Raw genomic sequence first — 20,249 nt, 5'->3', positions numbered from 1 at the left:
GGCAGATCCTCAACGGGCTTTCTCCAGCATGCCTACTCGGGGATGGTTAAGGCAATTTTGCCCAGAACGGATCCCTGCTCCAGCAACCGGTGGGCGGCAGCCGCTTCGGCCAGAGGAAAGGTGTGGCTGAGCTGGATCCGCAGTTGGCCTTGGTCGATGAGGCGGGCACATTGCCTGAGGATTTCCGCCTGATTTTGTTGGGCGTTGGTCAGGCTTTTCAGCATCGGGGTGAGCATCAGCTCAAATCCCACCCGCAAGTTGCGGTCGCGAGCCACCCGCCAGTCGATCTCTGGGGCCGGGGCCAGCAGGGTGACGATATCTCCGTACACGCGCACTGCGGGGAAGGTCTGCTCCAATAGCTTGCCGCCCAAGGTATCTAGGGCAAGATCTACCCCCTCTCCCCCTGTCCAGTCCAAAACGGCGCGCACAAAGTCTGTCTGCCGGTAGAAGATGGGCAAGCCGGCGCCTAGGGAACGGACAAACTCCGCCTTTTCCGGGGTGCTCACGGTGGTGGCCACTTTGGATCCCCGTAGACGGGCCAGTTGAATGGCCACATGGCCAACTCCACCCGCTCCCCCGTGGATGAGCACACTTTGGCCGGCCTGGAGACGCCCCCGGTCGTAAAGCGCTTCCCAGGCGGTGATCAGCACCAGCGGGGCAGCAGCAGCCTCCGCAAAGCTCAGAGTTCTGGGCTTGGGAGCCACAAAACGCTCGTCCACCACGATCAGCTCGGCGTAATTCCCCGCCTGCCTGCCCAGACCCCCGTGGCAGAAGTACACCTCGTCTCCCACTGTAAAGTGCCTAACTCCGGATCCCACGGCTTCCACAACGCCGGCACCGTCACACCCCAAAATGGCGGGCATCTCCTCTGGATAGAAGGTGCCCCGTTGCCGCAGTTTGGTGTCGATGGGGTTGACGCCGGCTGCCCTCAGACGGATGCGCAGCTCCCGCTCGCCGCGAATTTGGGGCTCAGGTACTTCTCGGAGCTGCAGAACCTCTGGCCCGCCGGGCACACTCATGACTACGGCTTTCATGCGCTCAAGTTGTCAGCTTCAGTTGGGTTGGCCCGCTCAAAGGATGCAGGGTAGAGTTTGTTCTGGTGATGAGAAGATGGGCATCTCCCCATTGGGGTGTTGCTTTGCAACCCTGCGGAGTCTTGCAGCTGCTCTCTAGCCTATTTTAGCTAAACCGCCGAGAAGCCCCGCGCTGTATGCGCAGGGTCAACATACCCACGCAAAACCGAAGCCGTCACCCCACTCCATGAAGCAATAAAAAGGCTAGTGACTAGTGACTAGTCACTACGCACTACTCTACAGGGCGGTGGGGCATCCCGTCCTTTTCGCGTCAGCGGGACGTAGTCCTTAAGCTCAGGAAATGTCTGAAGCGATAGCAGGGGTCACTGAGAAGCCCGCGCTGTGTGCGTAGCAACCCTGCGGGAAGCTAGCTACAGCGTCGGGAGTATGTCACGCAGCCTGCGACTTCATGGGCTCCGAGTAGGCCAAAATGAACTGAATGAACTGGTCGATCTCCAGCAGAATGTGTTCCGCCTCGGCCAGAGAGGTCGGTACGGTTGCCAGCACCTGGGCATCTACTTCTGCAGCCTGCCCCGCTTCTCGCAAGAGGTTCATCGAGTTATGGCTGAGCAGGAGCTCCAGCTCGTTCAGGGTTACCATGGCCAGCTGCTCCTCGGCTTGATGGAGCTTATTTTGCAAAGTCTGAACTTGTTCGGTTTGCACCTTCAGCCTAGCTTCCGCCTGCTCAGCGCGAGATACAGCCAGTTGTGCAGCTTGCTGGGCCTCATCCCGCTGAGCTTTCAGGAAGGCCATCTCTTGCTCCAATTGTGCCAATCGCTCTTGCAGGCTGTAAATGTGCTGATCCCGGTCTCCCAAAGCTCGCTCCAGCTCGCGATTTCGAGCCTCCATCTGCTGACAAGCTTCGTTCGCTTGGGCCAGCTGTTCCGCCAAGTTTGCCATTTCCTCTTCCATGTTGGTGAGCCGACTCAAGCGTTCCAAAACCTGAGCATTTTCGGCTTCCAGTTTCTCAATCAGCGCTTGAGCGCTCAACAGTTCTGCTTTGGTAGAGTCCAGCTCGCCGCAGACTTGGTCGTAGTTGGCGATTAGCTCGCCAAGCCGGGCCTCTTTGGCTTGCAGTTCTTCTCGTAAGGAGTTCATCCAGCGGTCGCTCTGCTTAAGCTGCTCTTGCAAAATCGGCTTGAGCGGAAAGAGTCGTTTGATGTAGCGCTGTAGGCGGCTGTGGGACTGATCCAATTTGGCGAAGGCTTCATTGAGAGAGAGATAAGCCTCGCAGAGTTTCGTGTAGCGCCGAGCCACAGAATCAGGATGATCCATAGGGTTATAGAGTCCAGGTGGGGGTGCCGTGTCTATTTTATGCTGTTCATTCTATTGGCCAAGCCTGGAGAAGGAGGCATTTGATACAACAACTGGGGGCTTAATTTTACTTTAATATCCGGTGCCCCAATCTCTCTTGCGAGCCAAGGCCAAAGAGTCTGCCCAAATCCAGCTTCAGACATTGCCCACGGGCCATACGGAGACTAGAGCTTCTCCCCCAAGGCAATCATTCTCTTGACCGCAAAATGTTTATCTACACATTTAGTGTCTACAAGAGGATGCCCGCGAGTCCTAACGCTAGATACGCTGCAAAAGCAGGGCTCTTCATGGCTCAGACCGGCTGGGCATTGGGGATCCCTAGCTTCTCCAAATAGGCGGCTGCCCGCAGCAACTTGGCTTCTTGGTAGGGGGCGGCCACCAGTTGTACGCCAAAGGGCAGGGATCCACTCTCGCGCAACGGCAGCGAAAGCACCGGCAGACCGATAAACGAGAGGGGCTGGGTGTAGAGGCCGAGGTTGGGCCGAGTGAGAACCTCTACCCCATCGATCACCATCTTCTCTTGGCCGAGCAAGGGGGCAAAGCAGGGGGTGGTGGGGGCGATGAACAGATCGATCTCCTGAAAAATGGCCTGCACCTGCTGGCGATACCAGCGGCGAAAGCGCTGTGCCTGCAAGATCCAACTGGCGGGCAGCAAAGCTCCGGCCAAAAAGCGATCCCGGGTGGCCGGGTCAAAGTCGTGGGGGCGAGTTCGCAGGTTGGGCAAGTGCAGGTTGGCTCCCTCAGCAGCCGTGATCAGGAAGGCGGCGGCACGGGCGCGCTGGGCTTCCGGGATCCGCACAGTCTGGCCGACCCCCAAGGCTTGGGCCACTTTTTCTACTCCGGCCAAGATGGGGGGCTCTGCCCCTCGGGCAAAGTAATCATCCGCCACCGCGATGCGCAAGCCCTCGATCCCCTGCCCCAATTGCCCAAAGGTGGGATCTACAGGACGCCGGGTACAGACGGGATCTTGGGGATCCGGCCCTTGCATGACATCGAAGCTGAGGGCAATATCGGCCACCGAACGGGCCAAGGGGCCCACGTGGTCAAAGCTGGCGGCAAACAGAGCCGCTCCTGCCCGCGATAGACGGCCATAGGTGGGCTTGAGGCCGTAGACGCCACACAAAGAGGCCGGTACCCGAATCGAGCCGTTGGTGTCGCTGCCCAGGGCAAGGGGCACCAAACCTCCTGCTACTGCAGCTGCCGAGCCGCCGGAGGATCCCCCCGCACTGCGGCTGAGATCGTGGGGGTTGTGGGTGGGGCCGTAGTGGCTGTTTTCGGTGACGAAGCCGTAGGCGTACTCGTCCATGTTGAGGGTGCCCACCAAGATTGCCCCTGCCTGCTTGAGACGAGCCACCACCGTTGCATCTTGGATGGCCGGGGGATTCTCGCGGTTGATCGCCGAGCCAGCCAGGGTGGTGAGGCCGGCCACGTCAAATAAGTTCTTGACGGCAAAAGGCACCCCTGCCAACGGGCCTACAGGGATCCCTTGAGCCACCTGTCGATCCACCTGCTCCGCCGCTTGTAAGGTCGATTCCTCCAAGACAGCTGTAAAGGCATTGAGCTGGGGATCCCGCCGGCGAATCCGCTCCAGACAGGCGGCCACCACCGCTTGGGCGCTCACGGATCCCTGGCGGACAGCCCTGGCAATAGAGACCGCGTCAGCGCTGCCGAGAAGGTGGGGATCCCCGGTCATGGCTGAGGGTCAAAGGTGGGATCTGGCTCAACTATCGGCGGCAACGGGAACTCCAGCACCTGTTGAGCAATGGGCAGAAAGCGGGCAAAATTTTCGATCACCCCTGCTCGGTGGTCGGGATGCAGGGGCAGTTGCAGCAGTTGGGCCATCTGGTCGACGTAGGTTTCCGGATCCCAGGGTTGCATGGTTCTAGGGTCAGCAGGCCGGTTGCGGCAAAGATACCACAAGCTCGCCTGCGAACACCACCAGGCAGCCTCCAACAACAAGACCGTCGTTGGCTAGGGAGCGGCCATCTGCACAGCGTTGCCCTGCAGCGACCAGAAGCGCTCGTTGGGCAAGACAGGACGGGTTACCGCTTGCCGTTCCAGCTCCTCCAGAGCGACGCGGCGGCTACTTGCAGAGCTATTGGCGGCAGCGCTGGCTTGCAGGCGTTTGCGGAACAGACGCAACTGCTGCTGCTCTGCTTCGGGAGAAACATGCTGGGCAAAGAGGGGATGCAAGATTTTCTCCTCCTGATCAAACTGGGCCCGCAGTTTCCGATAGAAGTGAAGGGCAGCAGAGGGATCCACCTGCTGGGGAGTGCGCTCTGATTGGTGCAAAAAGCGCGTCAGCTCTGGAATCTGATCCCGCAGATGTTGCTCCAGCCGCTCAGTTTGGGCGCTAAGGTGGGGATCCGCCTGGAGAGCCGACCTGAGCAGGGGGTAGAGAACATGGCGCTCCAGTTGAATGTGGCGGGAGAGGCGCTGTCGCAACCTTTGTACACAGAGGCGTCGCTGCTCCAGATCCAACTCCGGCGCTCGAGACAGGCGAGTCAAAAACTGCAGGATGACGCGGTGCTGTTCAGCACAAAGGGCAACCAGCGTACCGGCAGAGGCTGCTCGCGTCAGCGGGAGGGACTCCTCAGAGGACATGGCATTCACAGCAGAAAAGTTTCATCCTAGCTTAACTTTGTCAAGAAATGGTGGCTTGCGTAAGGGTACGGGAATAGCGCAGGTGTCTTGGATACACTCGGGCAGCAATCCTGGGAAAAGTTGTCCAGATCTGAACTCCGGCAACGCCACTCTCTAGGCTTGCACAGGCCAGCGGCGTTTCCAAGCGGAAGTGGGCTCCAAAGAGGAGGCCTGCTGTTCCTGCTGGCGTTGCAGCCGGATTTGGGATCGCTCCCCTTGCAAGGTGGGATCCCGATAGGGCACGGCAGCGCGAGTTTTCAGGTGCTCCCACTCCATGGGGGAAAGAGGCGGCAGGTGGTCAGGTTGGGGCGAGGCCACTGTCCCCGGCCAAGGACGACCTACCGGGGGGGTAGAGCCGATGAAAAGCCCTGCTTCCAACAGAGCCGCTCGCACCGCCGCTGCACAGGAATAGGTGGCCAAAATGCCGGTTGGTCGCATCCGTTCAGCCACGGCCCGCAGGAAATCCACCGTCCACAGCTCTGGGCAAACCGAAGGGGAGAAGGGATCCAAAAACACCGCATCTGCCCACCCCAGCGGCACCTGCAACACCGTTTGCCGGGCATCGCCCCACAGCAACGTTCCGCGCCAGCGCTCCGATTGCCAGGATCCCTGTTCAATCCAGTGTTGCCATTCTTGCCCAAAGCTCCAGGTGGATCCCACCCCCGCCTGCCAAGCCTGGCGAGGCACTTCCGGGGATCGCTCCAGGCCGATTACTTCTACAGAACAGTGGGGCCGGATTTGCCAAATGGTTTCTAGGGCAAGGCCGGAGTTGTAGCCCAAGCCAAAGCAAATATCCAAAAGGCGAATGGGCTGGGCGGGATCCCGTTCCAACGGCAGCCGATCCAGCCGGCAAGGGCGGACAAACTTCTCCAGAGCCTCCTGGGCGGCACCACTGACGTTGTGAAAAGCCTGTCCAAACTCTTCCGAGAAAAAGGTCAGGGATCCATCCCCTGTGGTCAGCACCTGCCACCGAGTCTCCATCGCTTGCTGTTGTCTCTATTTTCAGTCGGGCGATTCTTTGATAGCTTGAGAACGTTGAGATGTGTTTCGCAGCTTACCGGCAGGGCTCTCGACATCCCTGAGTAGGGAGGATATTTCAACAGCTATGTCTCTACTGGATTGGTTTGCGGAGCGGCGCAGACAAACCTCTCTGAACCTGACAGGTAGCAGCCCCTTCGACAAAGAGCGTCAGGTGAGAGAAATTGCCGATGGCCTCTGGCAAAAGTGTCCTGCCTGTGACACCCTGACCTACACCAAGGATCTGCAGCAAAACTGGCAAGTTTGCCCTAGCTGTGGGCATCACCACCGCATTACAGCCCCAGAGCGTCTGGAACAGCTTTTGGATCCCGGATCCTGGCAGCCCCTGGACGAACACCTGGCTCCCACGGATCCCCTGCACTTTTTCGACCAAAAGCCCTACTCCGAGCGCCTGGCCTCTTATCAGGAGCGCACTCAGCTCAAGGATGCCATCGCCACAGGGCTGGGGAGTCTGGAAGGGATCCCGGTGGCGATTGGAGTGATGGACTTTCGCTTCATGGGCGGCAGTATGGGCTCGGTGGTGGGAGAGAAGATCGCCCGCCTCACGGAACGGGCCACCTGCGATCACCTGCCCTTGATCCTCTTTTCGGCTTCGGGGGGGGCCCGCATGCAGGAAGGGATCCTCAGCCTGATGCAGATGGCCAAGACCTCAGCCGCCCTACAAAGGCACCGCGACGCCAGACAATTGTTCATCTCCGTGCTCACCCATCCCACCTATGGCGGGGTAACTGCCAGCTTTGCCATGCTGGGAGATTTGATCCTGGCCGAGCCGGGCGCGCAGGTGGGGTTTGCCGGGCCCAACGTAATCGAGCAAACCATTGGCAAGGGCAAGCTGCCAGAAGGCTTCCAAACCGCCGAGTACCTGCTGGCCCAAGGGCTCATCGACGCGATTGTGCCCCGTACTGAGCTGCGCAAGCGGCTGGCCCAGTTGCTCTCTATGCACCGTCCCCGTTTGCACATGTCCCTTCCCTCCATAGACTCGGAGGCTTTAACCCTGCAACCTATGCTGTAGGTAGATCCGCCTAAGATGCGGAATTTGTGGCCGAGGCCGGATCCCTTCCCTGCGGGGGATGGAGTTCCTGCTAAGCTCTGGGGCGGCTCTTACTTCATGGGTTTACACGGCTTCCCTCTGGCTTGTTGGGAGAGGAGCTGGGGGCGAGAGGGCAGATGTTTTTGGAGGGAGCCGCGCTGTCCCTGGGGATCTTCACAAGATTTCCTGGTGGGCGGTAGCGGATGGTGTTAAGGTGGGGCATGAGGTCTTCACTGGAAACGATGGATTTCAAGCTGCGCATCCGTACTGCTGAAACTCCGCAAGGGCAAAAACTGGCAATTGTGCCCCTGGAAGGTCGTTTTGACGCCAAGGCCGCCTCAGAAGTTCGGCAATTGCTCCAGCAGGTTTTAGATTTCGGTTATCCCAATATGTTGATCGACATGTCATCGGTCACTTTTATGGACAGCTCTGGGCTGGGGGTGTTGATCTCGGCTTTGCGCAAGTGCCGTGCTGCCGGGGGCAACATTAGCCTTTGTTGCGTGCCGGAAAGTGTGGCCCTCGTCCTCAACCTCACCTCCATGGAAAAGGTACTGACCTGCTTTAGCGACCTGGAGACCGGCATTGCCAACTTTTCCAGCGCTCCCACTGCTCGTTAGGCCGACATTAGGCCTTACTTTTGGGGATCCCCCGATGCTCTTTTCAGCCCATCAGCGAATTCTGGTGATCCCTCTAGCAATTTTCTCAACAATCTTCAGCCATGCCCCAGACCGGCCTCGATACCTTTCAGCTTCTCTACCAGCACCACCGTGGCCCCAGCTTCTGCGAGCGCATGGTGGCGACGGCTCCTGGGCGCTTTAACGAGGCGTTTTGGCAGTTCTGGCAGATGCACATCGAGCCCTGTCTGCCTCCTGCACCGCGCTTGTTGGATCTGGGAACCGGGCCGGGGTTTGCTCTGGGTCAGTGGGCGCAACGCTATCCCGGAGGACACTTCATCGGGGTGGATGTGATGCCCTACATGTTGGAGCGAGCGGCGGCAGATTTGAAAGGGATCCCTGGAGTCCATTTGCTGCAGGCCGACCTGCACGACCCTCACTTGCCGCTTGCGGCCAACAGCATCGATGCAGCTCAGGCAGTGGTGGTGTTGCACGAGATGGTGCAGCCCTTGCGCCTGTTGCAGGAGGTGCTGCGTCTACTCAAGCCGGGGGGGCGATTTTTGCTGGTGGATTGGGTGCGCGCCCCGCTCAGCCTCTACTTCGATGCCGATACAGAGGCCCAACTCTTCCAGTCGGACACGCCTTTGGAAACGCTGCTGGATCAGTTTACCCACTTCTACGAGCACAATCGCTTCAGCGCCGAAGACCTGGTGTGGTTGCTGGAGAAGGTGGGTTTCGCAGTGGTGGCTCAGCAGCTCTACAACCAAAATCGCTTTGTGCGACTTGCAGCCGAAAAGCCTATCTCCTGAATGTCCAACTGCCCATAACGAGATGTTTTGGACTACGGAGTGCAGAATAGACCAATAAACAGAACAGTGTCCAAATCAATTCAGATTACTCTCGCTGTTTTCGTTCATGGCTGCAGGGATCCAATGGGCAGGCTGCGCCTGGGCAAACACCTGCACTTCAGTGCTCATCTTGCGCAGTTGGCGGGCTAACTTGATTGCCTTGTCGCGGGGAAGGGGTGGGCTCACCACCGCCGGCAGACAGCCCAATAGGGGTTTCAGGGCCGTTTTGGGCAGGCGTGCGTAGAACGATAAAGCCGAGAGGATCTCCTCTTCAAAATAGGGGTTGCGATACTCTAGGAGGCGCACCTGATACAGCTCTGGGGGAAGAGGCCGTCCTTGGGTTAAGCGAATCAGGGATTCCACCGTTCCCATCACATAGAGTTGATCGCCTTCTTTCAACAGGGTCTTGCCCTCTTTTTGCCAGATCTTGGGAAAAACACAGGGTTTCCCCGGTCGGGAGCGATGCAGCAAGATCACCAGGTCATAGTCCTGGGCCAGTTGGCGCAAGGATAGCCCCAGGTAGTGGCAATCGGCCGAGACCTCCAGCAGCGTCACCAGCAGAGTTTCCCCTTGCCAAGCCAGAGTGCCGTAGACGGATCCCACCAGTGCTGCTGTGGCAAAAGCCCGTGCCCCCAACCCGGTAGCGCTGTAGCTGATCCCCAGGGTCTGCATGTGGCGCTGCATGCGAGCCGCCAATTCGGGATCGGTAACCCGCAAAATGGTGCGGATCCCCGGCTGCAGGCTGTGGGCCGTCAGGGCCGTCTCCAGGTTGGTGAGATCGTCAGGGGTGGTGCAGATCAGGCAGCGGCTGCCTTGAATGCGAGCCTGCTGCAGCGTGCTTGCCAGGGCATAATCCCCACGAACCACCACCGCTCCCTCCCGTTCCGCTGCCTCCAAGAGAGGGTTCTCGCTATTGGGATCCACCACCACCACCTCGTAGCCCATCTGCCGCAACAACTGCAGCACCAAATAGCTCAGCCGCCCCAACCCTGCGATCACCACATGATCCTCTTTGGGCATACGGGCAGCCCGACCCAAGCCAAAGCGACTGCTCACCAATTTGTCGGTCACCAAGCCGTAAATCAACCCCACCAGGGCAGCCCCCACCAAGGTCATCATCACCGCCAGCACCTTCACCCCCAGCGGTGTTTCCGGCTGTTGAAAAGCCTCAATATCCCCGTAGCCCCCTGTCAGCACCACGATCGTCAGCAAAAGCCCATCGATGAGGGGTTTGCCGATCATCCTGAAGTTGATCACCCCCAGCACCAGCATGGCCCCCAAGGTGAAGGTGAGGGTGCGCACGATGGGCTTGACCTGTAGGAGTCCCTGCACTCCTCTGCGCAGCCAAGACCCAAGGGATCCCCGCCCCAACGACCTGCCTTGCCGTTGTTGTCGCTTGTCCTGCATCTGGCCGCTGGCCCAGCGCTGTGCCCGTGAGGAGCCCCGTCGCCCGTTGCGTTCCAACAGTTGCAGGTAGGCTCTGGGATCGCAAATGACCAAAACGCGATCCCCCTCCAGCAGCTCTGCCTCGTGGTCAAAGTCGTCGAAAACTCGCTGTTTGGAAAAGTTAGAAAGCCCATCCACCGGGTAATGAAACAGCACCCGCGCCCCAAAAGTTTCCTCCAGCTCCGAGAGGGGCATATGCAGCAGGCGGGAGTTGTATCCGATGGTCAGCTCTACCACGTTCCAGAGGGTGGTCTCTCGGTCTGAGACAAAGTAAGCCGGATCTGCCAGCTCTGGCGGAAGCGTGGCCGGCTGGGCTTCCAGCTGGGGCAGCTCAAAGTAGCCAACAAATTCGTCGGAAACAGCCTTAAGGGCAAAAGCCGGGGCAGCCAAAGCCGCCACCGATAGGGAAAAATGCTGCGGCAAAGCCGAGTCGAGATAGCGGGCAAGGCTGTGGTTGAACAGACGGGAGACGACACGCACCTGTGGATTGAGATCTCGAATCAGCAAAGCCAGCTCGAAATTGGCTTGGTCGCTGTCCTCCAGGAGCAGCGCCACCCTAATCCGCTCGATCCCAGCCCGCTGCAACACCCCCGGCTGGCGGGGATCCGCCTGTAGGTATTGCCACTGCTCTTCCAAATGAGGGGGCAGATCGGGAGCAACTACTACAGCGCGATGTCCAAAAGCTTCTAGGGCTTGGAGAGTGAGCTCCACCAAATCGTTGTAGCCGCAGACCAGGATAGAGACACCTGGATCCCTGCTATTCTCTTGCACCTGTGCATGAGGCGATCTCGAAAGGGAGCTCACCATAGCTCTGTCATCTACCCTGCTCCCTTTATACCCGAAGCCTCTTCAGCTTTCGCGAGTGCTGTCAATACCGCTGACCGCAAAGCCCTGGGTAGAGACCCGTTGCTCAACAAGACCGGCTGCGTTGCTGGCCATCTCAGGCGCTGTCGAGGACAAGGGGAAGCCACCCAGTTTCATCCCAAAGGGTGAAAAGTGAGAACAACTCCCAAGAGCTTGACCTGGTACTTGAGATCTCCTATCATTTCCTCAAGGCAAAGTTCTTGAATAAAAGTCTCAATAAGGTTGGCCCAAGATAAGAGCCAACAGAGTGAGGCTTGCGGGGACTGTCTTTGTCCTTTGGGCTTGGCTTTCCGGTGCTTTCTCAGAGAGAGCCTGGCCGGTGGAGCTGTGTCTCTTGAGATGTTTTTGAACTTAGGAGTTGGGTATGCGCTTATCGCGACGGCAATTTGTCAGTGGAGCCACGCTAGGTTCTGCGGCTCTGGCAGCAGGGTCTCTTCTGCGTCCGGCCCATGGCGCCAATCGGGAAGTGAACCTCTACACCTCGCGGCACTACGGCACAGACGAGAAATTGTACGAACTTTTCCAGCAGAAAACGGGCATTACCGTGAATTGGGTGCAGGGCAACGCCGATGAGATCGTCCAGCGCATCCGCAGCGAGGGATCCAACAGCCCCGCCGACATCTTCATGACGGTGGATATTGCCCGGTTGTGGCGCGCTCAGAACGAGGGCTTGTTTCAACCCATCCAGTCGGAGACGCTCTCCAAAAATATTCCCGAGTCTCTGCGGGATCCAGAGGGGTACTGGTTTGGCCTCACCAAGCGGGCGCGGGTGATCATGTACAACAAAGACAAGGTGGATCCCAAGGAGTTGTCCACCTATGAGGACTTGGCAAACCCCAAGTGGCGGGGCAAGGTGCTCACCCGCTCCTCCAGCAACGTTTACAGCCAATCCTTGACGGCTTCGATCATCTTGGCCCACGGGATCCCGGAAACGGAGCAATGGGCCCGGGGCTTGGTGGCCAACTTTGCCCGTCCGCCGGAAGGGGGAGACACGGATCAGATCAAGGCCGTGGCCGCCGGGGTGGGAGACGTGGCTTTGGCCAACACCTACTATTTGCCGCGTTTGATCAAATCCGACAATCCAGAAGAGCGCGCCGTAGCCGAGAAAATCGGCGTCTTCTTCCCCAACCAGCAGGATCGTGGCACCCACGTCAACATCAGCGGGGCCGGCATTCTGAAAACAGCTCCCAACAAAGACGCGGCCATCCAATTTTTGGAGTTTCTCTCCGGGCCAGAGGCGCAGGCCATTTTTGCCCAGAGCAACAATGAGTACCCGGTACTGCCCGGGGCTGAGATCGACTCGGTGGTGGCCAGCTTTGGCACCTTTAAGGAAGATACGATCAACGCCGCCAGCATTGGCCGCGTCACCCCTGATGCCCTAAAGGTAATGGATCGGGCCGGTTGGAAGTAGATCAGGCCTCCAGGACAGGCCCTGAGTGCAGCCTTTCATTGCTTGACGCCGTGAACGTTAAGCAGCTTGACGGTTCTTGGCCAAGCGTCGATACTCTAGGACGGCGTTGCTTCCGTTCGAGGCCGCTCAGGCGTCCTGTCTTTCTTTTTCAAAAGCTTCTGGAGGTTTGCCAAATGAAACAACTGCGAACAGCAGGCTTGTTCTTGCTCCTGCTTTCTTTAACTTCTTTCTACACCAATAGCCCGGCAAAGGCAATTGAAAACCTTCCCGAAAAGGCTCCTGTTCCAAAGCGGGATCTGCTTTTGACCACAGAAAACGGCGTCAAAATCTACAATGGTGGGTTTGGCTCTGGCCTTGCCTTTGATGGCCAATATTTTTATGTGCTCACCGATCGCGGTCCCAATATTGATGGAGCTGAGTCAAACGACAAGATTTTCCCTAAGCCAGACTTTACCCCTCAAGTTGCCAGATTGTCTTTGGACGGCAAGGGCTTCAAGTTGGACAGGGTCATCCTGCTGCAAGACGAGACAGGCAAAAATCTCACCGGGATCCCCAATCCATCTGACTCGGGGGGAACGGGAGAGAATGCCTACGATCTCAGCGGCAAGCAGCTTGCGCCGGATCCCAAAGGTATCGATCCAGAGGGGATCGCGGTGGCCAAAGATGGAAGCTTTTGGGTTGCCGACGAATACGGACCTCACTTGATCCATTTTGATTCCAATGGCAAGGCCATCGAGTGGCTAAATCCTTTTGGAAGTGGAGTTGGCGGCAAAAAGCTTCCAGAAGTTTACAAAAATCGGCGCCCCAATCGCGGCATGGAGGGGCTAACTCTGACGCCCGATCAGAAATACTTGGTCGGCATCATGCAGTCTCCGCTTTTGAACCCCAACAAAGATGTTCAAAAGACCGCAACTGTTTGCAGGATACTCTTCTATGAACTGGCCACGGGCAAGTTCAAAGAATACCTCTATCCTTTAGAGGGAACTGGCACCGCTGTTAGCGAAATTGTCGCCATTACCGACACAACCTTCCTGGTTCTCGAACGGGATGGCAAAACGCCGGGAGAGGACAAAGAGGTTACGAAGAAGATCTACAAAATCGATACTGCCGCTGCCACGGATGTCTTTGATCCTGGTCCAAATGGCCTGCTGGTTAACGGCAAGACTCTGGAGCAGTTAACCCAAGAGGAAATCATTGCAGCGGGGATCAAGCCCGTTTCCAAAGAAGAAGTATTTGACATTATGTCGATCCCCAATTATCCCCACGACAAGCCCGAGGGGTTGGCCATTCTCAACTCAACTACCCTAGCGATAGTTAACGACGACGACTTTGGCATCGTCTCGGAAAAGGGCGCGGTTCAAGAAAAAACTATGCCTTACCTTGGTAACAAGCAAGACGAGAACATCGTTTATTTCGTTAAGCTGCCCAAGAGCTTGTTTTGAGAGAAAACTTGGTTGGGGATCCCTGGAGGATCCCCTTTTCTTCCCCAGGAGTTGCTCAAGAGGTAGCTCCCGCCTGTTGAGATGGACAAAGAGATGAGGTTGAAGTTGTTGAGCAAATCTCTGCCGGGAAGTGGCTTCTTTCCTCTGAACGGCTGGGCGCTTCTGACTCTGACCCTCAGCGGTCTCATTCTCGTTCCTGTCCTTACGGTGTTGCTCAGCCTTTTTGCGGACGAGCGGCAGGTTTGGGAGCACCTGGCCGATACGGTCTTGGGGCTTTATGTGCGCAATAGCCTGGTGATGATGGCAGGGGTGGCGGCGGGGGTCATCCTGGTGGGCAGTGGCACTGCCTGGCTGGTGACCATGTGTCAGTTTTGGGGGCGGGCCTGGCTGGAGTGGATGTTGGTGCTGCCCCTGGCGGCCCCCACCTATGTGTTGGCCTACGCCTACACCGATTTTTTGCAGGTAACCGGCGGTTTCCAGATCTGGCTGCGGCGGGTAACAGGTTGGGGGATCGGCGACTACTGGTTCCCTAACATTCGCTCGTTGTGGGGGGCGATCCTGCTGCTGATCCTCACCCTCTATCCCTATGTTTACCTCTCGGCCCGGCTGGCCTTTCAGGAGCAATCGGTGGCCTGCTTAGAGGTAAGCCGCTCCTTGGGCTACGGGCCTTGGGCCAGCTTTTTCAAGGTGGCTTTGCCGCTGGCCCGACCGGGGATCGTGGCCGGCTGTCTGCTGGCCTTGATGGAAACCCTCAACGATTTCGGCACCGTCAGCTATTTCGGGGTAGATACCTTTACAACCGGCATCTACCGCACCTGGACGGCCCTGGGCAATCCGGTGGCGGCGGCTCAGCTTTCGGCGCTGCTGTTGCTGCTGGTGTTGCTGCTGATGGCGGTGGAGCAATTCTCCCGCCGGCGGGCGCGCTACTATCGCCAAGGGTTCAAACCCACCCCAACCCGTTACCGCCTACAAGGGATCCGGGCGGTGGGGGCTTGGCTAGCCTGTGGGATCCCAATTGGGCTGGGCTTCGTCGTGCCGGCCTTGATTCTGCTCAATATGACCCTGCGCCAGGGGGAGCTGGGTCGCCGCTTTTGGAGCTACGCCCAGAACAGCTTTCTGCTATCGACCATCACGGCTGTCATTGCCGTTTCCGTGTCGGTGGTGGTGCTGTACGGGCTGCGCATGCAGGGGCTAGGACGGGCGGGATCCCCGTGGGGCCTGCGGCTGGCAGTGCAGTTGTCTTCTCTGGGCTATGCGCTGCCTGGGGTGGTGATTGCAGTGGGGGTTCTGATTCCCCTAGGGTGGTTGGATCAACTGCTGAGCTACCTGCGGCAGGTGGTGCTGCAACAGCCACCCGGCCTGGTGATCAGTGGCACCCTCACGGCTTTGGTGTTCGGCTATCTGGTGCGGTTTTTGGCCGTTTCTTTGGCCACCGTTGAGGCCACGCTGCTGCGCATTCCCCCCAGTTTGGATGAGGCAGCCCGCAGCCTGGGGCAGGGATCCCTGGGCACCCTGTGGCAGGTGCATTTGCCCTTGATGAGGGGTGGCCTCTTGGGGGCTATGCTGCTGGTATTTGTGGATGTGATGAAGGAGCTGCCGGCCACGATGGTGCTGCGGCCCTTCAACTTCGACACCTTGGCGGTGCAAACCTACCGCTTGGCAGCCGATGAGCGTCTCGCGGAGGCAGGGGCACCGGCTTTGGCCATTGTCTTGGTGGGGATTTTGCCGGTGGTTCTGCTCAACTCCCAGATGGCGCGGCAACGCAACCTCGGCTCCTCAGGGGATCTCCTTTGAGAACCCTACAAGGCCTCCGCTCCGGCCACCACCTCCAGGATCTCCTGGGTAATAGCCGCCTGGCGAGCTTTGTTGTAGGCAAGACCCAGCGTGCGAATGAGCTCGCTGGCATTGTCGCTGGCGTTGTTCATGGCCGTCATGCGAGCTGCCAATTCGCTGGCCGCCGCCTCCTGCAAGGCCCGTAGCAACTGGTTGTTCAGGTACAGCGGCAGCAGTGCATCCAAAATCTGCACGGGATCCTGCTCAAAGATCATGTCCTGAGGTGGGGCCGAGACCGCTGCGATGACTTTGCTGCGCTCGACAGTAAACTCTCCGCCCCGCACCAAAAGACGAAAAATTTCATCGTCTTGAGTGGCCAACCGCGACGGATCGAGGGGCAACAGGGATTGCACCACCGGACGGGAGCTGATCAAAGAGACAAAGCGGGTATAGAGCAGCTCTACCTTGTCCACCTTCTCCGACAAGAAGGCCGAGAGGAGCTGATCCCCAATCTGGGCAGCCTCAGCCGCCGTGGGGATCTGCGACAAATTCACGTAGGTCTTGGCGATGGGAGCGGAGCGCCGCTGGAAATACTGCACCGCCTTGCGGCCCACCAGGTAAAGCTGCACCTGCTGCCCTGTCTCCTGCAGCTCGCGAACCCGCTCCTCGGTGCGCTTAATCACGTTGGCGTTGTAGGCTCCGCACAAGCCCCGATCCCCGGCCACCACCAACAGCCCCACCGTCTGGATGGGCCGCTGCTTCAGCAGAGGCAAGTTGACATCCTCCAGCCGCAGCCGCGTCTGCAGTCGATAGAAAACCTGGGCCAGCCGGTCGGCGAAGGGACGGGTGGCCATCACTTGCTCTTGGGCGCGCCGCACCCGAGCTGCTGCCACCAGCCGCATGGCCTCGGTAATTTTGCGGGTGTTTTTCACCGCCTTGATGCGATCGCGGATGCGCTTGAGGTTTGCCATAACCTACTCCCTCTATTTTGGTGGTCGACAGGGATCCGGGCCAGGAGAGATCCGCGTCACCCTAGGCCGCCTTGGCCACGAAGCTCTGCTTGAACTCTGTGATGGCCGTTTTCAAGATTTCTTCTGCCTCGTCGGTGAGCTGCTTGGTGGAGAGGACGATCTCGCCATACTTGGGATGGGTGGTGCCCAGGTAAGCCAAAAGGCCCTGTTTGAAGCTGGAGACCTTCTCCACCGGAATGTCATCCAAATAGCCTCGTGTTCCCGCATAGATAATGGCCACCTGCTGATCCAGAGACAGGGGAGAGTATTGCGGCTGTTTCAGCAACTCCTGCAGCCGTTGGCCGCGGGCCAACTGCTTTTGGGTGGCCTCATCCAGGTCAGAGGCAAATTGGGCAAAGGCTTCCAGATCCCGAAATTGGGCCAGTTCCACCTTGATGGAGCCAGCCACCTTTTTCATCGCCTTGGTCTGAGCCGCAGAGCCGACGCGGCTGACGGAAATCCCGACGTTGATGGCCGGGCGGATGCCAGCGTTGAACAGATCCGATTCCAAGAAGATCTGCCCATCGGTGATGGAGATAACATTGGTGGGAATGTAGGCCGACACGTCATTGGCCTGGGTTTCCACGATCGGCAGCGCCGTCATGGATCCCTCTCCCAGTTGGCTGCTCAGCTTGGCGGCTCGCTCCAATAGCCGCGAGTGCAGGTAGAACACATCCCCAGGATAGGCTTCTCGACCGGGTGGACGGCGCAGCAGCAGTGACATTTGCCGATAAGCCACCGCCTGCTTGGAGAGGTCGTCATAGACCACCAGGGTGTGTTTGCCCTGGTACATGAAGTATTCGGCAATGGTGGCACCACAATAGGGGGCCAGCCACTGCAACGGGGCCGGGCTATCGGCGCCGGCAGCCACCACAATGCTGTAGTCCATAGCCCCTCGCTCGGTCAGGATGCCCACCACCTGGGCGATGGTGCTCTGCTTCTGGCCAATGGCCACGTAAATGCAGATCACATCCTGCCCTTTTTGGTTCAGGATTGTGTCCACAGCAACGGTGGTCTTGCCGGTTTGGCGGTCGCCGATGATCAGTTCCCGCTGCCCCCGCCCGATGGGGATCAGGGCATCGATGGCGGTAATGCCGGTTTGCAGGGGCTCGTACACAGAGCGGCGATCGACAATGCCAGGTGCCGGAGATTCGATCAGGCGAGACTCCGTACACTGGATCGGGCCTTTGCCGTCGAGGGGGTTGCACAGGGGATCCACCACGCGGCCCAAGAGGGCTTCCCCCACCGGGATGCTGGCAATCTTGCCCGTGGATTTGACGGTGGATCCCTCTTGGATATTCCGCCCGGAGCCGATCAGCACGGCACCGATGTTGTCTTCTTCCAGGTTGAGGGCAATACCGGTGGTGCCATCCTCAAATTCCAGCAGCTCGCTGGCCATCACCTTATCCAAACCGTAGATGCGGGCAATGCCATCCCCCACCTGCAGAACTGTCCCCACATTGGAGACCTGCATCTCCTGGTTGTACTGCTCAATCTGCTGTTTGATGATGGTGCTAATCTCGTCTGGGCGAATGGTAGGCATAGCAGTCCTCTCAAGTAATGGGAAGGGATCCTCAAAAACCAACTTAGGCCAACTGCAAGGCAAGCCGGCGCAACTGTCCACGCAAGCTGAGGTCGATCACCTGGGATCCAATCTTGATGACCACCCCTCCCAGCAGCTCCGGATCCTGAGTGGCTTGCAACTCCACACCGCTGGCCTGGGTGAAGTCCATCACCCGCTCGCGAATCGATTGCTGCTGAGCTTCCGTCAAGGGTATCGCCGTCGTCACCTCGGCCAGGACGATGTTCTGGAGCTTCCGTTGCAGATCCAAAAAGCGCCGGCAGACAGCCCCGAGAAACATAATACGGCGGCGGTCGGTCAACAACTTCAGCGCATTCAGCAGCAGAGGGTGGATCTGATCGGCAAATACTTGCTGCAGCAGGTTCTTTTTGGCCTCGGCCTTGATTACCGGGTTGGCGAGAAACTGGCCCAGCTCCGGCGTAGCCCGCAAAACCTCGGCAATAAAGCGCATATCGGCGGCAAAAGTGTCCAGCAATCCCTGGCCTGACCCAAGAGCAATGAGAGCCTCGGCATAGGGATCCACCACCTTCTCAGCCATTGTGCTGCTGATCATACCTTTCTCCTCCTTGAGAGTTAGCGGGCAATCATTTGGATCCCTCTCTCGATCAAGCTGCGGTGAACCTCTTCGTTGAGGTGCTGCGGCAACTCCTGCTCCACCTTGCTCAAGGCTTGGCGAACGATCTGCCGACGCAACTCCTGAAAAACCCGCTCCTGCTCGCTAGACAACTCTTTCTCGGCATTGGCCCGCAGCCGCTCAACTTCCCGCTCCGCCTGCTCCAACAACTCTTGCCGACGGGCTTCGGCGTTGGCTTCCGCCTGCTTGCGGATACGTTCAGCCTCCTGCTGAGCCTGGGCCAGCTTTTGCTGCTCCTCCGCCAGCTTCTCGATGGCTTCCTGTTTGCGCTGCTCCGCCTGCCGCAGTTCTTCTAGGATCCCCTCCCGCCGCTTGGCCAGGGCTTCTCCCACCACTTTGCGACCCAAGATAAACAGCAAGGTGAGAATGATCGCGATGTTGATCAGGTTGCTCTCGAGAATCTTGGCCAAGAGATCCCCCTCTCCTGCCTTGGCTTCTGGGAGTAGCTCCGTGGTCTCGGCCACAGCCAAGATCCAACCGGCCACCCAACTCCACACAGGCATCGCAAGCTCCTCCAAAAGTACTTCCAACCAGCGATCTAACGAGCACTGCCCAACAGTTTCTGGGTAATCTGGGCGGCAATGGCATCCACCTGCTGCTGCAGCTGTTCGAGGGCTGCCTGCTTCTCTTGCTCGACCTGTAGCCGCGCCGCCTCCAGCTTCTGCTGGATCTCTGCCTGCACAGCAGCCAGTTTCTCGGAACGAATGCGAGCAGCTGCAGCCTCTGCCTCAGCGATCACCTGCTGGGCTTGCAAGCGGGCCTGGCTGATCTCAGACTCATACTGTCGGGTCAACGACACCGCCTTGTCCAACCGCTCTTGGGCTTCCGCTTGAGTGGTGCGGATGTAGTCGCTGCGGCTGTCGATAGCCCGCGTAACCGGCTCATAGAAGAGGGAGTTGAGCACTGCCACCAACAGCAAAAACTGAATGGCAATCAGGGGCAGGGTGGCATCCAGATCGAAAAGACCACCTTTTTCAGCCGCTTCAACAGCCAATAGAGTTTGGAAGAGCATGGGTGTTATGACCCCAACAGAAACTTAGGTCTACCGTCAGGCCGGGTTGGGGGGCGGATATGGCTCACCTCGGCCATCGCTGCGGCCCGCCCCCGTAGGACACTAGGCGAAGGGGTTGGCAAACAAGAGCACCAAAGCCACCACCAAGCCGTAGATGGTCAGAGCTTCCATGAAGGCCAGGCTAACCAGCAGGTTGCCGCGGATCTTGTCTTCCGCCTCAGGTTGGCGGGCCACCCCTTCCATCGCAGCAGCAGCGGCGTTCCCCTGTCCGATCCCAGGACCCAGGGATCCCAGACCAATGGCCAGAGCAGCAGCCAGAACAGAAGCAGCAGAGGTTAACGGATCCATAGTGAGATGCTCCTTGGTGATTGACACAACAACAACGTCTCTTGAGCTTCAGAGGTGATCGGGTCTGATACACTACAGCCTCAAATCACTCCCTTGTCGGCGGCTTTCAGAACCAATCTGTCAGCCCCAACAAACCTTACCAAAAGAAGGGATCCCTTGCGCTGGCC

General features: G+C 58.5%; 19 protein-coding genes. 6 read left to right on the top strand and 13 right to left on the bottom strand.

Annotated elements, in window-relative coordinates:
• Positions 1-32 precede the first annotated feature (32 nt).
• From ACVWZG_RS00765 to ACVWZG_RS00740, 6 genes are all read right to left on the bottom strand, one after another.
• Positions 33-1,034 carry a zinc-dependent alcohol dehydrogenase family protein gene (locus ACVWZG_RS00765; protein ID WP_414349833.1) on the bottom strand — a complete coding sequence of 334 codons (1,002 nt, stop codon included), beginning with the start codon at positions 1,032-1,034 and terminating at the stop codon, positions 33-35.
• 429 nt (positions 1,035-1,463) lie between these two features.
• Complete coding sequence (locus tag ACVWZG_RS00760; RefSeq protein ID WP_457393121.1) at positions 1,464-2,348, bottom strand: hypothetical protein; 885 nt, start codon at positions 2,346-2,348, stop codon at positions 1,464-1,466.
• Between the two features lie 331 nt (positions 2,349-2,679).
• Positions 2,680-4,080 (bottom strand): AtzE family amidohydrolase, encoded by a 1,401-nt coding sequence (locus ACVWZG_RS00755; protein WP_457404870.1) that lies wholly within the window; start codon positions 4,078-4,080, stop codon positions 2,680-2,682.
• Positions 4,077-4,265 carry a DUF4089 domain-containing protein gene (locus ACVWZG_RS00750; RefSeq protein WP_414328765.1) on the bottom strand — a complete coding sequence of 63 codons (189 nt, stop codon included), beginning with the start codon at positions 4,263-4,265 and terminating at the stop codon, positions 4,077-4,079. Before ACVWZG_RS00750 ends, ACVWZG_RS00755 begins: the two co-directional genes overlap by 4 nt.
• Positions 4,266-4,358: 93 nt before the next feature.
• Positions 4,359-4,991, bottom strand: coding sequence for a hemerythrin domain-containing protein (locus ACVWZG_RS00745; protein WP_457404868.1), 633 nt, complete (start codon positions 4,989-4,991; stop codon positions 4,359-4,361).
• 153 nt (positions 4,992-5,144) lie between these two features.
• Positions 5,145-6,011 (bottom strand): tRNA (5-methylaminomethyl-2-thiouridine)(34)-methyltransferase MnmD, encoded by an 867-nt coding sequence (locus ACVWZG_RS00740; protein ID WP_457404867.1) that lies wholly within the window; start codon positions 6,009-6,011, stop codon positions 5,145-5,147.
• A gap of 124 nt (positions 6,012-6,135) precedes the next feature.
• On the opposite strand from ACVWZG_RS00740, the gene accD reads away from it, so the two are divergent.
• The 3 genes from accD (at position 6,136) to ACVWZG_RS00725 (ending at position 8,521) form a co-directional block, all read left to right on the top strand.
• Positions 6,136-7,080, top strand: a complete 945-nt coding sequence (accD, locus tag ACVWZG_RS00735) for an acetyl-CoA carboxylase, carboxyltransferase subunit beta (protein WP_414374468.1) — start codon at positions 6,136-6,138, stop codon at positions 7,078-7,080.
• Positions 7,081-7,319: 239 nt separating this feature from the next.
• Positions 7,320-7,715, top strand: coding sequence for an STAS domain-containing protein (locus tag ACVWZG_RS00730; RefSeq protein WP_414374470.1), 396 nt, complete (start codon positions 7,320-7,322; stop codon positions 7,713-7,715).
• A gap of 101 nt (positions 7,716-7,816) precedes the next feature.
• The gene (locus tag ACVWZG_RS00725) at positions 7,817-8,521 is read left to right on the top strand and encodes a class I SAM-dependent methyltransferase (RefSeq protein WP_457404863.1); all 705 of its coding nucleotides are present in this window, start codon (positions 7,817-7,819) and stop codon (positions 8,519-8,521) included.
• A 75-nt stretch (positions 8,522-8,596) separates the two neighbouring features.
• On the opposite strand, the gene ACVWZG_RS00720 is transcribed toward ACVWZG_RS00725, so the two are convergent.
• Positions 8,597-10,777 (bottom strand): NAD-binding protein, encoded by a 2,181-nt coding sequence (locus ACVWZG_RS00720; protein ID WP_414407501.1) that lies wholly within the window; start codon positions 10,775-10,777, stop codon positions 8,597-8,599.
• 457 nt (positions 10,778-11,234) lie between these two features.
• Between ACVWZG_RS00720 and ACVWZG_RS00715 the strand changes: the two genes are divergently transcribed.
• The 3 genes from ACVWZG_RS00715 to ACVWZG_RS00705 all read left to right on the top strand — a co-directional run bounded on the left by ACVWZG_RS00715 (position 11,235) and on the right by ACVWZG_RS00705 (position 15,517).
• Positions 11,235-12,281 carry a Fe(3+) ABC transporter substrate-binding protein gene (locus ACVWZG_RS00715; protein ID WP_457404860.1) on the top strand — a complete coding sequence of 349 codons (1,047 nt, stop codon included), beginning with the start codon at positions 11,235-11,237 and terminating at the stop codon, positions 12,279-12,281.
• A 173-nt stretch (positions 12,282-12,454) separates the two neighbouring features.
• On the top strand, positions 12,455-13,723 hold the full coding sequence (locus ACVWZG_RS00710; protein WP_414390689.1) for an esterase-like activity of phytase family protein: 1,269 nt from the start codon (positions 12,455-12,457) through the stop codon (positions 13,721-13,723).
• Positions 13,724-13,816: 93 nt separating this feature from the next.
• Complete coding sequence (locus tag ACVWZG_RS00705; RefSeq protein WP_457404857.1) at positions 13,817-15,517, top strand: ABC transporter permease; 1,701 nt, start codon at positions 13,817-13,819, stop codon at positions 15,515-15,517.
• Positions 15,518-15,522: 5 nt separating this feature from the next.
• Here ACVWZG_RS00705 and ACVWZG_RS00700 read toward each other — a convergent pair whose 3' ends face one another.
• The 6 genes from ACVWZG_RS00700 to atpE form a co-directional block, all read right to left on the bottom strand.
• Positions 15,523-16,467, bottom strand: a complete 945-nt coding sequence (locus ACVWZG_RS00700; RefSeq protein ID WP_414330493.1) for a F0F1 ATP synthase subunit gamma — start codon at positions 16,465-16,467, stop codon at positions 15,523-15,525.
• Between the two features lie 61 nt (positions 16,468-16,528).
• Positions 16,529-18,049 carry a F0F1 ATP synthase subunit alpha gene (gene atpA / locus ACVWZG_RS00695; protein WP_414357040.1) on the bottom strand — a complete coding sequence of 507 codons (1,521 nt, stop codon included), beginning with the start codon at positions 18,047-18,049 and terminating at the stop codon, positions 16,529-16,531.
• A 43-nt stretch (positions 18,050-18,092) separates the two neighbouring features.
• Positions 18,093-18,641 carry an ATP synthase F1 subunit delta gene (gene atpH / locus ACVWZG_RS00690; protein ID WP_414330491.1) on the bottom strand — a complete coding sequence of 183 codons (549 nt, stop codon included), beginning with the start codon at positions 18,639-18,641 and terminating at the stop codon, positions 18,093-18,095.
• 20 nt (positions 18,642-18,661) lie between these two features.
• Positions 18,662-19,225 (bottom strand): F0F1 ATP synthase subunit B, encoded by a 564-nt coding sequence (locus ACVWZG_RS00685; protein WP_457393139.1) that lies wholly within the window; start codon positions 19,223-19,225, stop codon positions 18,662-18,664.
• Between the two features lie 35 nt (positions 19,226-19,260).
• Complete coding sequence (locus ACVWZG_RS00680; RefSeq protein WP_414349846.1) at positions 19,261-19,734, bottom strand: F0F1 ATP synthase subunit B'; 474 nt, start codon at positions 19,732-19,734, stop codon at positions 19,261-19,263.
• A 102-nt stretch (positions 19,735-19,836) separates the two neighbouring features.
• Positions 19,837-20,082, bottom strand: a complete 246-nt coding sequence (gene atpE, locus ACVWZG_RS00675; RefSeq protein WP_235280127.1) for an ATP synthase F0 subunit C — start codon at positions 20,080-20,082, stop codon at positions 19,837-19,839.
• Positions 20,083-20,249: the final 167 nt, after the last annotated feature.

The sequence above is a fragment of the Thermostichus sp. OS-CIW-33 genome (assembly GCF_054059615.1).
This window is presented reverse-complemented; position numbering and strand designations above follow the sequence as displayed.

Bases quoted from the DNA above. Each gene is read 5' to 3' on its own strand.
- ACVWZG_RS00765 (WP_414349833.1), bottom strand. From the start codon at position 1,034: ATGAAAGCCGTAGTCATGAGTGTGCCCGGCGGGCCAGAGGTTCTGCAG.
- ACVWZG_RS00760 (WP_457393121.1), bottom strand. From the start codon at position 2,348: ATGGATCATCCTGATTCTGTGGCTCGGCGCTACACGAAACTCTGCGAG.
- ACVWZG_RS00755 (WP_457404870.1), bottom strand. From the start codon at position 4,080: ATGACCGGGGATCCCCACCTTCTCGGCAGCGCTGACGCGGTCTCTATT.
- ACVWZG_RS00750 (WP_414328765.1), bottom strand. From the start codon at position 4,265: ATGCAACCCTGGGATCCGGAAACCTACGTCGACCAGATGGCCCAACTG.
- ACVWZG_RS00745 (WP_457404868.1), bottom strand. From the start codon at position 4,991: ATGTCCTCTGAGGAGTCCCTCCCGCTGACGCGAGCAGCCTCTGCCGGT.
- ACVWZG_RS00740 (WP_457404867.1), bottom strand. From the start codon at position 6,011: ATGGAGACTCGGTGGCAGGTGCTGACCACAGGGGATGGATCCCTGACC.
- accD (WP_414374468.1), top strand. From the start codon at position 6,136: ATGTCTCTACTGGATTGGTTTGCGGAGCGGCGCAGACAAACCTCTCTG.
- ACVWZG_RS00730 (WP_414374470.1), top strand. From the start codon at position 7,320: ATGAGGTCTTCACTGGAAACGATGGATTTCAAGCTGCGCATCCGTACT.
- ACVWZG_RS00725 (WP_457404863.1), top strand. From the start codon at position 7,817: ATGCCCCAGACCGGCCTCGATACCTTTCAGCTTCTCTACCAGCACCAC.
- ACVWZG_RS00715 (WP_457404860.1), top strand. From the start codon at position 11,235: ATGCGCTTATCGCGACGGCAATTTGTCAGTGGAGCCACGCTAGGTTCT.
- ACVWZG_RS00710 (WP_414390689.1), top strand. From the start codon at position 12,455: ATGAAACAACTGCGAACAGCAGGCTTGTTCTTGCTCCTGCTTTCTTTA.
- ACVWZG_RS00705 (WP_457404857.1), top strand. From the start codon at position 13,817: ATGAGGTTGAAGTTGTTGAGCAAATCTCTGCCGGGAAGTGGCTTCTTT.
- ACVWZG_RS00700 (WP_414330493.1), bottom strand. From the start codon at position 16,467: ATGGCAAACCTCAAGCGCATCCGCGATCGCATCAAGGCGGTGAAAAAC.
- atpA (WP_414357040.1), bottom strand. From the start codon at position 18,049: ATGCCTACCATTCGCCCAGACGAGATTAGCACCATCATCAAACAGCAG.
- atpH (WP_414330491.1), bottom strand. From the start codon at position 18,641: ATGATCAGCAGCACAATGGCTGAGAAGGTGGTGGATCCCTATGCCGAG.
- ACVWZG_RS00685 (WP_457393139.1), bottom strand. From the start codon at position 19,225: ATGCCTGTGTGGAGTTGGGTGGCCGGTTGGATCTTGGCTGTGGCCGAG.
- ACVWZG_RS00680 (WP_414349846.1), bottom strand. From the start codon at position 19,734: ATGCTCTTCCAAACTCTATTGGCTGTTGAAGCGGCTGAAAAAGGTGGT.
- atpE (WP_235280127.1), bottom strand. From the start codon at position 20,082: ATGGATCCGTTAACCTCTGCTGCTTCTGTTCTGGCTGCTGCTCTGGCC.